Annotated in this window: 13 protein-coding genes; 5 read left to right on the top strand and 8 right to left on the bottom strand. The window is 71.1% G+C overall.

Going from position 1 to position 12,960, the window contains the following annotated elements:
* The first annotated feature begins 11 nt into the window (after positions 1 to 11).
* Genes tatA through WFI52_RS09810 form a run of 3 tightly spaced genes read left to right on the top strand, consistent with a single transcriptional unit; the run spans position 12 to position 1,585 of the window.
* Positions 12 to 179, top strand: a complete 168-nt coding sequence (gene tatA / locus WFI52_RS09820; protein WP_442927736.1) for a twin-arginine translocase TatA/TatE family subunit — start codon at positions 12 to 14, stop codon at positions 177 to 179.
* Complete coding sequence (tatC, locus tag WFI52_RS09815; protein ID WP_336627061.1) at positions 176 to 961, top strand: twin-arginine translocase subunit TatC; 786 nt, start codon at positions 176 to 178, stop codon at positions 959 to 961. The genes tatA and tatC overlap by 4 nt, the downstream gene beginning before the upstream one ends.
* Before the next feature lie 9 nt (positions 962 to 970).
* Positions 971 to 1,585, top strand: a complete 615-nt coding sequence (locus WFI52_RS09810) for a hypothetical protein (RefSeq protein WP_336627062.1) — start codon at positions 971 to 973, stop codon at positions 1,583 to 1,585.
* Here the strand turns inward: WFI52_RS09810 and WFI52_RS09805 are convergent.
* From WFI52_RS09805 to WFI52_RS09790, 4 genes are all read right to left on the bottom strand, one after another.
* The gene (locus tag WFI52_RS09805) at positions 1,574 to 2,986 is read right to left on the bottom strand and encodes an NAD(P)/FAD-dependent oxidoreductase (RefSeq protein WP_336627063.1); all 1,413 of its coding nucleotides are present in this window, start codon (positions 2,984 to 2,986) and stop codon (positions 1,574 to 1,576) included. The two genes, WFI52_RS09810 and WFI52_RS09805, sit on opposite strands and share 12 nt — an antisense overlap.
* Entirely contained in the window at positions 2,983 to 3,435 is a 453-nt protein-coding gene (sufU, locus tag WFI52_RS09800) for a Fe-S cluster assembly sulfur transfer protein SufU (RefSeq protein ID WP_336627064.1), read from the bottom strand. Before sufU ends, WFI52_RS09805 begins: the two co-directional genes overlap by 4 nt.
* Before the next feature lie 4 nt (positions 3,436 to 3,439).
* Complete coding sequence (locus tag WFI52_RS09795; protein ID WP_336627065.1) at positions 3,440 to 4,708, bottom strand: aminotransferase class V-fold PLP-dependent enzyme; 1,269 nt, start codon at positions 4,706 to 4,708, stop codon at positions 3,440 to 3,442.
* A gap of 235 nt (positions 4,709 to 4,943) precedes the next feature.
* Positions 4,944 to 7,007 (bottom strand): APC family permease, encoded by a 2,064-nt coding sequence (locus WFI52_RS09790; protein WP_336627066.1) that lies wholly within the window; start codon positions 7,005 to 7,007, stop codon positions 4,944 to 4,946.
* Positions 7,008 to 7,057: 50 nt separating this feature from the next.
* Between WFI52_RS09790 and WFI52_RS09785 the strand changes: the two genes are divergently transcribed.
* Both WFI52_RS09785 and WFI52_RS09780 read left to right on the top strand, forming a co-directional pair.
* Positions 7,058 to 7,552, top strand: a complete 495-nt coding sequence (locus WFI52_RS09785) for a VanZ family protein (protein ID WP_336627067.1) — start codon at positions 7,058 to 7,060, stop codon at positions 7,550 to 7,552.
* Entirely contained in the window at positions 7,553 to 7,996 is a 444-nt protein-coding gene (locus tag WFI52_RS09780) for a hypothetical protein (RefSeq protein ID WP_336627068.1), read from the top strand.
* Here WFI52_RS09780 and WFI52_RS09775 read toward each other — a convergent pair.
* From WFI52_RS09775 to WFI52_RS09760, 4 genes are all read right to left on the bottom strand, one after another.
* A complete protein-coding gene (locus WFI52_RS09775; RefSeq protein ID WP_336627069.1) occupies positions 7,975 to 8,853 on the bottom strand; it encodes a hypothetical protein in 879 nt (292 codons plus the stop codon). The two genes, WFI52_RS09780 and WFI52_RS09775, sit on opposite strands and share 22 nt — an antisense overlap.
* The gene (locus WFI52_RS09770) at positions 8,850 to 10,064 is read right to left on the bottom strand and encodes an amidohydrolase (RefSeq protein ID WP_336627070.1); all 1,215 of its coding nucleotides are present in this window, start codon (positions 10,062 to 10,064) and stop codon (positions 8,850 to 8,852) included. Before WFI52_RS09770 ends, WFI52_RS09775 begins: the two co-directional genes overlap by 4 nt.
* A 155-nt stretch (positions 10,065 to 10,219) precedes the next feature.
* Entirely contained in the window at positions 10,220 to 11,233 is a 1,014-nt protein-coding gene (locus WFI52_RS09765; protein ID WP_336627071.1) for a LacI family DNA-binding transcriptional regulator, read from the bottom strand.
* Between the two features lies 1 nt (position 11,234).
* Positions 11,235 to 12,926, bottom strand: coding sequence for a glycoside hydrolase family 13 protein (locus WFI52_RS09760; protein WP_336627072.1), 1,692 nt, complete (start codon positions 12,924 to 12,926; stop codon positions 11,235 to 11,237).
* Positions 12,927 to 12,960: the final 34 nt, after the last annotated feature.

Here is a 12,960-nt window from a genome sequence, read left to right as displayed (position 1 = left end):
GGAGAAAAACCATGTTGCAGAACCTCACCGGATGGCACGCGCTGCTCATCCTCGCCGTCGTCGTGCTCATCTTCGGCGCCGCGAAGCTTCCCGCCCTGGCGCGCAGCGTCGGGCAGTCGGTGCGCATCCTCAAGGACGAATCCCGCGAGGATGCCCCGGACGCGTCTCGATCGTCATGACGACCGTGACCGGTGCCGTGCCCGAGCGCGGGACGATGCCTCTGGCATCGCACCTGCGCGAGGCGCGCACCCGATCGATCCGGGCCGCGATCGCGCTCGTGATCGGCGTCGTCGTGGGCTGGCTGCTGTCGGAGCAGGTGCTCGAGCAGATCGCGCAGACGCGCAACGCGAGCCTCAACTACGACAGCGTGACGGGCGCGTTCGATCTGCGGCTGAAGATCGCGCTGCTCACCGGCATCGTGATCTCGAGCCCCGTATGGCTGTTCGAGACGTTGCGCTATCTCGCGCCGGGCCTCACCCGCCGTGAACGCAGATTCACCTTCGGGTACGTGCTCGTGGCGGTCACGCTGTTCCTCGCGGGAGCGGGGTTCGGATTCGCGCTGTTCCCGCACATGGTCGAGCTGCTCGCGAGCTTCGCTTCCGATCAGGACTCGACCATCCTCACCGCGTCGACCTACGTCGACTTCGTGCTCAAGACGATCGTCGCGACCGGCATCGCGTTCGTGCTTCCGGTGCTCATCGTGCTGCTGAACGCGCTCGGCATCGTGTCGGCGGCGACTCTGCGGCGGGGCTGGCGCCTCATGGTCGTGGCGATCGTGCTGTTCAGTGCGATGGTGACCCCGGCTGCCGACGTGCTGTCGATGTTCCTGGTCGCCCTGCCGATGGCGGCCCTGTTCGGATCTGCGCTGCTGATTGCGCACGTGCACGACCGCCGCCGAGAGCGGCGAGGCGCGCCATCAACGGCATCCATGCGCCGTCGCCGCGCCCGCTCCGACCACTAGGAGGACCTCATGTTCGGACTCACGCTGGACAAGCTCGTGCTGGTCGCGGTGGTCGCCGGCCTCGTGATCGGCCCCCGCCGGCTCGGTGACGCCACTCGCACGCTCGCGACCACGATCCGCTCGCTGCGCGCGTTCGTCGAAGCATCCCGAAGCCGCGCCGCGGAAGACCTGGGGCTTCCGCTGACGCGCGCCGAGTGGGAAGAGCTCGATCTGCGCCGCTTCGACCCCCGCCGCATCGTGCGGGAAGCGCTCGACGACAGGCCGAACGCGTCGGCACGCGACACCGAGGCCGGAGGGACCGATGCCGGAGGGACCGATGCCGTGTCGACGGATGCCGCTGTCGCGGACGGCACGGACGCCCCAGCGACCGGGTCTGGCGCGGCCGCGCCCGTAACGCTCGATGCTGCACTGTACCCCGGCCTCGACCGCGTGCGTCCTGGGCAGCGCTACCTGGTGTTGGGCGATGCCGCGCACCCTCGGCGCATCGCGCTCGCCTCACTTCCCGTCGACGACCCGCGCCGCGTGCGGGCCGAGACGGTCATCGGACCCGCGGCGGTCGTCGTCCCCGAGGCGGCCGCCGCGGCTGACGCGACGCTCGGCGCGCCGGCGGGATCAGTCGTGTGAGCCGTCGTCTTCGGCGATGAGCTCGGCCACCTCGTGCTGCTGCGCGGGGGAGAGTCGACGGCGCTGCGCCTTCGCGGGGCGGATCGCGGGCACATCGCCCACGATCGGCACGGGCGCGCGATGCAGGCGCGGGCCGTAGCGGGCGACGAGGCCGACCATCACCTGCAGCTTGTTGCGCGGGCCGAGCAGGCTCGAGATGTGCACGAATAGCCACACGAACCACGCGGGGCGCCCCGTCAGCGGCACGATCCTGCGCAGCAGCGGCACGCGCTGCAGGATGCCGAGGCTGTGGAGCACGGGAAGGTTTGCGACGCCGGGGACTTCGCCGATCGCCGAGCGGCGCCCGATGATCGCGAGCTGGCCCTTGTCGTAGTAGATGAACGGCTCGGTCGGCTGCCCGTGCAGCAGCCGCACGATCTGGCGTGCCACGTGCTCGCCGCCCTGGATGGCCGGCTGCGCAAGCTGGGGGAAGTCCTGCGGGGTCTTGGCGACGTCGCCGGCGGCGAACACGCCGTCGAGCCCCTGCACCTGCAGGTCCTCGCCGACGAGGATGCGGTCGTCGTCCGCGAGTGGCAGGCTCCACTCGCCCACCTCTTCGTGCGGTGCGACGCCCGTCGCCCAGATGGTGAGGTCGGAGGGGAGCACCGTGCCGTCCGACAGGCGCACTGCGTCGGTGCACACCTCGTCGACGCCCGAGCCGAGCCGCAGTTCGACGTGGCGGCGCCGCAGCTGCGTCGCGGCGTAGGCGCGCAGACGCGGGAGGAACGGCTTCAGGATCTCGCTGCGCTGCACGAGTGTGATGCGGAACGCCTCGCCCTCGAGCTCCGGGTAGGCCGGCTCGAGACCCTGATCGCGCAGCTCCGCGAGGGCGCCCGCCATCTCGACGCCGGTCGGGCCACCGCCGATCACGACGACCGACAGCCCCTTCGTGCGGTCCTGTGCGGCCGCGGCCTTCTCGAGGCGCGTGAACAGCGCGTCGCGGATCGCGATCGCCTGCGACCGCGAGTACACCGCGAAGGAGTTCTCCTTCGCGCCGGGCGTGCCATGGTAGGCCGTCGTGACGCCGTTCGCGATGAGCAGGTAGTCGTACGGGATCTCCTGGCCGTCGAGGAGGCGCACGGTGCGGGCATCCGTGTCGATCTCCATGAGGTGCTCGTGCACGACGTCGAGGTTCGGCTGTTGGACGCGCAGGCTCCGGAGGAAGTGGGTGACGTCGCCGGGGTTCAGCCCTCCCGTGGCCACCTGGTAGAGCAGCGGCTGGAAGGTGTTGTAGATGCGGCGGTCGACGAGGGTCACGCGCACGGGTGCGTGCCGCAGCGCGCGCGCGGCGCTGACACCGGCGAAGCCGCCGCCGATGATGATGACGTGGGGGAGGTGGGCCTGGGCCTCGGCGTGGCTCATGCCTTGGCGATCGCGTCTTCGAGGGCGACCCAGGCGAGCATCGCGCACTTCACGCGTGCCGAGAACTTCGAGACGCCCGACAGGGCCGCGGCGTCTCCGTAGATCTCTTCGTCGAGCTCGAGCTGTCCGCGCGAGCGGAGCGCCTCCCGGAACCCCTCGATCAGCGCGACCGCTTCGGCGCGGCTGAGTCCCTCCTCCGCGACGAGGTCGGCGAGCATGGATGCCGAGGCCTGCGAGATCGAGCAGCCTCGCCCCTCCCACGCCACGTCGGCGATCGTCTCGCCGTCCACACGCGCGCGCAGCGTGATCTCGTCACCGCATACGGGGTTCTTCTGATACGACTCGCCGACGCCGCCCGGGCCGGGCGCCGCGGCATCCAGCCCGAAGTGCTGCGGGTGCTTGGAGTGGTCGAGGATCAGCTCGCGATAGAGCGCGTCGAGCTCGTTCATGTGTTCAGGCTCCGAAATAGGGACGGATGCCGCTGACGGCATCGAGGAGGACATCCACATCATCGGGGGTGTTGTACAGGGCTGTCGAGGCGCGCACCGACGCGGTGACGCCGTAGCGGGCGTGCAGCGGCGCCGCGCAGTGGTGACCGACACGCACCGCGATGCCGCGCGCATCGAGGAACTGACCCGCGTCGTGCGCGTGCACGCCGTCGACGTCGAACGACCAGAGCCCGACGCGCGGCGCGTCGGCGTCGCCGAGCAGGCGGATGCCGGGGATCTCGGCGAGTCCCGCGCGCATCCGCTCGGCGAGCGCGACCTCGTGCGCGTGGATGCGCTCGAGGCCGATGCCGCCGAGGTAGCGGACGGCTGCGGCGAGTCCGATCGCCGGTCCGATCGGCTGCGTGCCCGCCTCGAACCGCTGCGGCGGGGGGAGATACTGTGCACCCTCGAGCGTCACGGTCGTGATCATCGACCCGCCGGTGAGGAACGGCGGCATCGACTCGAGCACGTCGGCGCGGCCGTAGAGGCCGCCGACGCCGTAGGGGCCCATCATCTTGTGGCCGCTGAAGGCAGCGAGGTCGACGCCCAGCGCGGGCAGGTCGAGGGGAAGGTGGGGGGCGGACTGGCAGGCATCCATCACCGTGCGCGCCCCGACTTCCCGCGCGAGTGCGATGAGCTCCTCGACGGGGTTGACGATGCCGAGCACGTTCGAGACGTGCGTGAACGCGACGATGCGGGTGCGCTCGCCGATGAGCTCGGCGGCGGCGCCCAGGTCGAGGGTGCCGTCCTCGTGCGCAGGGACGTACCGGACCGTCGCACCCGTGCGGGCGGCGAGCTCCTGCCACGGGATGAGGTTCGCGTGGTGCTCGATCGCTGTCGTGACGATCTCGTCGCCGGGGCCGAGGCGCAGTGCTGCGCCGAGCGAGTACGCGGCGAGGTTGAGGCCCATCGTGGCGCCGCTCGTCCAGACGAACTGCTCGGGAGCCGCCCCGACGAAGCCCGCCACCGTTGCGCGGGCGTCTTCGAACAGGTCCGTGGCCTCCGCGGCGAGCGTGTGCGCGCCCCGGTGCACGGCGGCGTTCGTGTGCGTGAGGAAGTCGCGCTCGGCATCCAGAACGGCGCGCGGACGCTGGCTCGTCGCGCCGGAGTCGAGGTAGACGAGCGGATGCCCGTTCACCTGCTCGGCGAGGATCGGGAAGTCCTGCTTCAACGCGGCGGCATCGAGCGGGTCGGTCGCCGCGGCGGCGGAGGTCTCGGAGGTCGCGGTCGTCACCCCTCTAGGCTACGCCCCGTGCGTCCGCCGGGCGCGGGGCATGACGCGGCATCCGCTCACGGAAACAGGTGGCGCGAACGCCGGGCTCCCCGCCCCTGACCCTCGCACACGCGCCACTTTTCCTTCACCGCCGCAGCGGGATGGGAAATGAGTGGCGCAGATGCTGGGGCCGGCGCGATTCACCCCCGCATATGCTCCACCTTTCCAAGAGGGCCGACGCCGGGGATGCCGGCGCCTACGGCTGATCGTCGGTGTGGGCCACCAGGCCGTACGTCGCGACGCGGCCCGCGCGGTCGTCGCCGGGCAGCGGGCGCGAGCGGCGGCCGTAGATGAGCTCCGACGAGTCGAGCAGCCACGGTACGAGCGTGATCTGCACGCCGTGCACGAGCATGAGCTGCTGCGCGATGCGGCGGGCGCGCCGGTTGTGCAGCATGCTCTCCCACCAGTGCCCGACGATGTACTGCGGCAGGTAGACGGTGACGACGGACGACCCGTGCTTTTCGCGGTACTGCGCGATGAACTGCGCGAGCGGCGCCGCGTACTGGCGGTAGGGCGACTCGATGACGAGGAGCGGAATGGGCATGTGGTGGAAGGCCCAGTCGTCCTGCACGGCACGCGCGTCGTCGTTCGTGACGGCGATGTGCACCGCGATCGTCTTGTCGTGCTTCGCGGCGAGGGCGTAGTCCAGCGCCTTCGCGACGGGCTTCTGCAGCTTGCCGACGAGGACGATCGCGACGTCCCCGGACGCGCCGAAGTGCACGTCGTCGTCCATCTCGATCTCGTGCTCGACGTCGCGGTAGTACCGGTGCACGCCGATCATGAGGAACGACAGCACGGGGATCGCGAGGAAGACGAGCCAGGCGCCGTGCGTGAACTTCGTGATCGTCACGATCACGAGCACGACGACGGTGAAGGTCGCGCCGAGCGAGTTGATGAACAGACCCGACCACGCCTCTCGGCGTTCGCCGACCGCCTTGGGCGAGAGCAGCCGCAGCTCGCGCCGCCAGTGCCTCACCATGCCGATCTGGCCGAGGGAGAACGACACGAAGACGCCGATGATGTAGAGCTGGATCAGCACCGTGAGCTTCGCCTGGAAGATCACGAGGACGAGCACGGCGGCAAGGCCCAGGATGATCATGCCGTTCGAGTAGACCAGACGGTCGCCGCGCGTGTTGAGCGCCTTCGGGGCGTAGCCGTCGCGGGCGAGGACCGAGCCCAGCAGGGGGAAGCCGTTGAACGCCGTGTTCGCCGCGAGGAGCAGCACCGCCGCCGTCGCCGCCTGGATCACGAAGAAGAGGATGCTGCCGTTTCCGAAAGTGGCGGCGGCGACCTGGGCCATGAGGCTCGGCTGCACCGCGGCTTTGCAATCGAAGCCGATCAGGTTGCAGGGATTCTCGGCGTAGTGCACACCGGCCACGAGGGCGAGGAGAGTCAGGCCCGCGAACATGATGATCGCGATCGAACCCATGAGCACGAGGGTCGTCTGGGCGTTGCGCACCTTGGGCTTGCGGAACGCGGGCACGCCGTTCGAGACGGCCTCGACGCCCGTCAGGGCGGAGCAGCCCGAGGAGAACGCGCGCAGGATCAGCAGGATCACGGCGGCCTGGCTGAGGTCCTCGGCCTGTACCGCGAACTGGGCGCTCTCCGCGATGGGCGCATCCCCCAGCATCCAGCGCACGAGCCCCGTGGCGATCATGAGGAGCACCGACCCGATGAACAGGTACGTCGGGATGGCGAAGGCGGTCGACGCCTCGCGGACGCCACGGAGGTTCACGAGGATGATGAGGACCACGAAGCCGACCGCGAGCTCCACCCGCCACGGGTCGAGCCCGGGCAGCGCCGAGATGATGTTGTCGACGCCGGATGCCACCGACACCGCCACCGTGAGGATGTAGTCGACGAGGAGCGCCGCGGCGACGACGACCCCCGCCTTCTCGCCGAGGTTCGTGCGGGCCACTTCGTAGTCGCCGCCGCCCGACGGGTACGCCTTGATGAGCTGCCGATAGCTGAGCACCACGACGATGAGGAGCGCGACGACCGCTGCAGCGACCCAGGGGCTGAACGCGAGGAACGCGGTGCCACCGATCAACAGGATCATCAGCAGCTCCTGCGGCGCGTAGGCCACGGAGGAGAGAGCATCGGAGGCGAAGATCGGCAGCGCCATCTTCTTCGGGAGCAGTTGACCTTCGAGCTCTTCGCTGGTCAGCGGCTCGCCGATGAGGATGCGTTTGGCGATCGGGGTCTCGTCCGCCGGCGCCCGGTCGTCGGCGCGATTGTCATCGGTCACGGCGTCGGACATTACGCGCCCGGCGGTCCGTGCGCAATCCAGGGGCCTGCGAGGATCGATGCATGGGCAACGAGGCGTACTCCGCTGCGGTCGCGATCGGCCTCGGCGTGCTCGTGGGTACCGCGCTGTTCGTGCCGTTCGTCGCGCTGAGCTATCGCCGTCGCGGGCGCCTCACACTGGGTCGATCCCTGCTCTGGGCGGCCGCCCTCGTCTACTTCCTCGCGCTCAACGTGCTGCTGTTCCTCCCGCTCGGGTTCTTCCTGCGGGTGCTGGGTGGGCGCGGCATCCTCGTCGCTCTCCTCGTCGGGTTCGGGGTCTCGCTCGTCGTCGAGACGACGCAGCTGACGGGGGTGTGGGGTCTCTATCCGTGCGCGTACCGCGTCTTCGACGTCGACGACCTTCTCACCAACACCGTCGGCGCCGTGCTGGGGTCGCTCCTGGCGCTCGTCGTCCCGCGGCGGATGCGCGGGCCCGCCGTCGTGGACGGTGCCGCGCGCGCCCGCCCCGTCACCCGGCGTCGGCGCCTGCTCGGCATGGTCTGCGACGTGCTCGGGTGAGTGCTCGTCGGTGGCGCTCTCGGCGTCGGCGTGCAGGTCGTGCTCGAGTACGTCGTGCGCTACCACGCCGCGGTCGTCGACCGCACGCTTGCGCAGGTGACGGCGAACGTCGTGCCGATCGCGATCTGGGGCGTGATGGTGCTCACGACGGGTCGGACGGTCGGCGACGCCGCCGTCGAGCTGCGCTACCGCGGCGGTCCTGTGCCGCAGCCGCTCGCCCGGCCCCTGCGATTCGTCGGCGGGATCGGCGGCTACCTGCTGCTGTCGCTTCTGCCGGGAGGCTGGGCGGCGCTGTCGTGGGTCTTCGCCGCGGCATCCCTCATCGTCATGCTCCGGACCCGGCGGGGCCGCGGGCTGCCGGGGCTCCTTTCCGGGCAGGACGTGGTCGACGCGCGCGAGGGCGCCGAGACGGATGCCGTGCCTCAGGAACCGGCGGCGAAGTAGTACAGCACCGCGGTGACGGATGTGCCGTCGGTGTCGACGACCATGCTGTACTGCACCGGCGGGCCGGCCTTGGAGCGCGCGAGGTCGAAGACGAAGCGGATCGAGCCGGCGCTGCCGCGGGGGATCTCCTTGTCGGGGCGGGCCGCACGTACGGCATCCACCGTCGCGCCGATCGCGATGCCGTGCTCGGCCGTCAGCCTGATCTCGCCGACGTCGGTGCGCGAGAACGTCGCGTAGGAGGGCTGCGTGAACGTCGCGCGCTGCGCGCCGCCGGTGCCGTCGACCATGTCGTACAGCAGGAATCCGTCCCACTGATAGATGGTGTAGTCGGGATAGCTCGTGCCGTCACCCGCCTCGACGCGCTGCGTCGGCGCGGCCCCGAACGCCTTCGTCAGCGCGGCGACGGCGCCGTCGACTTTATCGCGCCACTGGTAGGTGAACACCGCTTTCTTGTTCGCGTCGACGAGGGTGAAGCCGGTGCCGGCGAACTGCAGGGCGACGGGGGCGCCGACGTCGTCGGGCGAGGACGTCGCCGTACTCGTCGGCTGCGCCGTCGGCGCAGCGCTCGCGGGATCCGACGTCGGCGGGGTCGTGGGGTTCGCGTCGGAGGAGGGACGGGTCAACGCGATCCCGAGCGTCACGACGACCGCGACGAGGAGAACCCCCGCGATGATCCCGAGGATCAGCGGCGTCCGCGATCCGCCGTCGCCGTCATCGCCTCGATCGCGCGGTTCGCGCGGCGGCTTGGGCGGCTTCGGGGGCTTGGGCGGCTTCGGCTCGCGGCGGGGGCGCGGGGCGGGGGCCTCGTTGCCGCTCGGCTCGGGGGCCTCGGGAAGTCCGAGATCGGACCAGCTCATGCGAGGAACTCCCGCGCGGCGACGACGAGCGCGTCGACCCCCCGTTCGATCGTGGGGTGGAGGACGGGAGCGAAGTACGGCGAGTGGTTTGTCGGGATCTCCTCGTTGACCGCGCCACGGGCCACGGCGTCGGCGAAGCGTTCGGGATCGAGGCCGCCCCAGAACCAGTACACGAGCGGCACGTCGGCCTCGCGGGCGAACCAGGACACGTCCTCGCTTCCGGTGAACATACCGGGGTCGACGACACTGCCCTCGCCGAACGCACGCTGCCACGCGGCAACGAGGCGCGCCGTGGCATCCGCGTCGTTGATCGTCGGCGGCAGCGAGTGGAGCGTCGTGATGACGGGTTCCTCGGCGGCGCCGGATGCCGCGGCTTCGGCGCGCACGATGCGCTCGACGCGGGCGAGCACGTCGGCGCGGGCGGCATCGTCGGGGTAGCGCAGGCTCAGCTCGAGCGTCGCTTCGGCGGGGATGATGTTGTTCTTCAGCCCGGCATGGATCGCGCCGACGGTCACGACCGCCATCTCGCGCGGGTCGATCTCGCGCGAGACGATCGTCTGCAGGCGCATGACGGTCGCGGCCGCCATGACGATGGGGTCGACCGTCGCGTGCGGACGCGACCCGTGGCCGCCGCGACCGAGGAGGCGCACGGTGATCCCGTCGGAGGCGGCCATCTGGGTGCCGGGCCGCACGCCCACGACGCCCGCGGGGAGCGGCGTCAGATGCTGGCCGAGGACGATGTCGGGCTTCGGATAGGCACCCAGCACACCGTCTGCGATCATCGCCTGTGCGCCGGCGCCGTACTCCTCCGCCGGCTGGAACACCGCGACGACGGTGCCCGCCCATTCGTCCTTCGTCGCGACGAGTCGTTCGAGTGCGCCGAGCAGAGCCGTCACGTGCATGTCATGGCCGCAGGCGTGCATGACCGGCACGTCGGTGCCCGCGGGGTCGATCCCGCGGGCGGTGGAGGCGTACGACAGACCCGTCTGCTCCTCGACGGGCAGGGCGTCCATGTCGGCGCGCAGCCACACCACGGGGCCGTCGCCGTTGCGGATGACGGTGGCGACACCGGTCTTGCCGAGGCCCTCGGTGTAGTCGAGGCCGAGGCCGTCGAGCTCGCGCGCGATGACGCCGGCCGTCCGGGTCTCCTGGAACGAGAGTTCGGGATGGCGATGCAGGTCGATGTACAGGGCCTCGAGATCGATGCTCACCCTCCGACCCTAACCGCCCACGCTCCTCACGATCCGGGGGCGGCGGAGAGAGGGCGTGCAGAACTCCTCCGATTTCGAGGCCCGGCGCTCGATCGAAACGGTTCGACGAGCGGTTTCGTCACGGAGAGGAGGAGTTCTGTACGCTCGCCCCGGCGTCAGGCGCGCGGGGGAGCGGTGGTGCGGCGGGTGACCAGCGCGAACGGCAGGGAGGACGAGGTGTCGACCGGCTCGCCGTCGCCGGCCACGGCGGCGAGGATCGCCTCGCCGGCGCGCTCACCCTGCGCGTGCGGGAACTGGTCGATCGTCGTGAGACCGAAGAGCTCGGCGAAATCGTGGCCGTCGACGCCCATCACGGAGAGGTCCTCGGGCACGCGCAGTCCGATCTCGCGCGCCGCGGTCAGCGCGCCGTACGCCATCTCGTCGGAGGCGGCGAAGATCGCGGTCGGCCGCGTCGGCGCACTCAGCAGCGCGACCGCGGCGCGGCGACCGCCTTCGACCGTGAAGTCGCTCGGGACGAAGCGGGGGGTCGCCCCGGCATCCGCCATCGCGGCCTCGAAGCCTCGGCGCCGGCGCGTGGGGACGTCGTACGCCGGATCCGACGGGCCTCCCGCATCGACGCTCTGACCGATGTGGGCGATGTCACGGTGACCCAGGCCGAGCAGGTGCTCCGTCGCCGCGCGCCCGACCGCAGTGTCGTCGACGCGCAGACCGCCGAGCTCGCCCCGCGGCAGGCCGAGCCCGACGACGGGCAGCTCGAGCGCGTCGAGCGCGGCGATCTCGGCGTCGGTGAGGGCGACGGACAGCACGATCACGCCGTCGACGCGGCCGCGGCGGAGCGTGCGGTCGAAGAGTCGCTGCCGCTGCCCGGGGTCGGCGGCGACGTTGTAGAGGGTGATGTCGTACCCGCGCGGCGCGAGCCGCGAGGCGATCCCGTCGAGCACCGTCGCGAAGAACCACCGGTCCATGAGCGGGACGATGACGCCGATGTTCTCTGCGCGGCCCGAGGCGAGCGACGACGCCGAAGCGGATGCCACGTACCCGAGCGCGTCCGCCGCGGCGCGCACGCGCGCGCGGGTCGCCTCCGACGTGCGCCCGCGCCCGCTGAGGGCGCGCGAGACGGTCGCCGTCGAGACTCCCGCGGCGCGGGCGACGTCGTCGAGGCTCGCCACCTCAGTCGGCGATCATCCACACCGCGACGTCGACCGGGAGCGCGCCCCCTTCGAAGGGTTCGCTCGCGACCAGGACGGTTCCGGACGGCAGCGGAAGCGGTGCGTCCGACGCGTTCGCGATCACGGTCACATTCCCGTTGCGGAATGCGATGACGTCGTCGCCGTACCCGTTCAGCCACGAGAGCTCGCCGGCACCGAGTGCCTCGGCGCGTCGCGTCGCGAGAAGCGAGCGGTAGAGCCACAGCGTCGAGTCGGGGTCCGCCTCCTGCACATCGCGGGCGAGGGCGGCCCATTCGGCGGGCTGGGGCAACCACGCCGCCCCCGACGCGTTGAAGCCGTAGGCGGGCGCCGCGGCGGTCCACGGGAGCGGCACGCGGCATCCGTCGCGCCCATAGCGCTCGCCGTCCGTGCGGAACCACGTGGGGTCCTGCCGCACATCGTCCGGCAGCTCGATGACTTCGGGAAGGCCCAGCTCCTCGCCCTGGTAGAGATAGGCGGAGCCGGGCAGCGCCAGCATGACGGCCGTCGCGGCGCGGGCGCGGCGCAGGCCCACTTCGGGGATCGGCTTGCCGGGCGAATCCGGCCCGATGCCGTGTCCCTGCGGATTCTCGGCCGTGAGGGCGAGGCGGGATGCGTGGCGGACGACGTCGTGGTTCGACAGCACCCACGTCGCCGGAGCACCCACGGCGGGGAAGGCGCGCAGCGACTCGGAGATCACCTCGCGGATCGCGGCGGCATCCCACTCGGTCATCAGGTAGGGGAAGTTGAACGCCTGGTGCATCTCGTCGGAGCGCACCCACTCGGCGGTCCGGTCGACGGTCGGCAGCCAGGCCTCGGCGCAGAGCGCCCGATCACCGTCGTACTCGGCGAGCACGCGGTGCCAGTCGCGGTAGATCTCGTGCACGCCATCCTGACCCCAGTACGGCGCCTCGTCGTGGCCACCCATGCTGTCGCCGTCGACGGGGGGCAGGTGGTCGGGCAGTCCGTCGGTCTTCACCAGGCCGTGCGCGACGTCGACGCGGAAGCCGTCGACGCCACGGTCGAGCCAGAAGCGCAGGATGCCGCGGAACTCCTCCTGCACCTCGGGGTTCGCCCAGTCGAAGTCGGGCTGGCTGGAGTCGAACAGGTGCAGGTACCACTGGCCGGGCGTCCCATCGGCGTTGGCGGTGCGGGTCCATGCTGGGCCGCCGAAGACCGACTCCCAGTTGTTCGGCGGCTCGTCGCCCGCGGGACCGCGCCCGTCGCGGAAGAGGTAGCGAGCGCGCGCGGCGCTGCCGGGCTCGGCGGCGAGGGCCTCCTGGAACCACACGTGCTGGTCGGAGGAGTGGTTCGGCACGAGATCGACGATCACGCGGATGCCGCGGTCGTGCGCCGCGGCGAGCATCTCATCGAAGTCGGCGAGCGTACCGAACAGGGGGTCCACGTCGCGGTAGTCGGCGACGTCGTAGCCCGCGTCGTGCTGGGGCGAGCGGTAGAAGGGGCTCAGCCATACGGCATCCACGCCCAGCGACCGCAGGTCGTCGAGGTGGGCCGTGACGCCGGCGAGGTCGCCGATGCCGTCGCCGGACGCGTCGGCGAACGAGCGCGGGTAGATCTGGTAGATGACGGCGGTGCGCCACCATTCGGCGCCGGGGCGGTTCTCGCCGATGGGGGCGAGGGAGGTCGGGAGGGAAGAGGTCTGCTGCGACGTCATGAGACGAGTGTAAGCGCTTACGCAAGCCGAGGGG

The organism is Microbacterium sp. MMO-20 (assembly GCF_037147735.1).
Classification (GTDB): Bacteria; Actinomycetota; Actinomycetes; order Actinomycetales; family Microbacteriaceae; genus Microbacterium.
The sequence above is the reverse complement of the archived record's forward strand: the minus strand, read 5'-3'. Positions and strand labels throughout refer to the sequence as shown.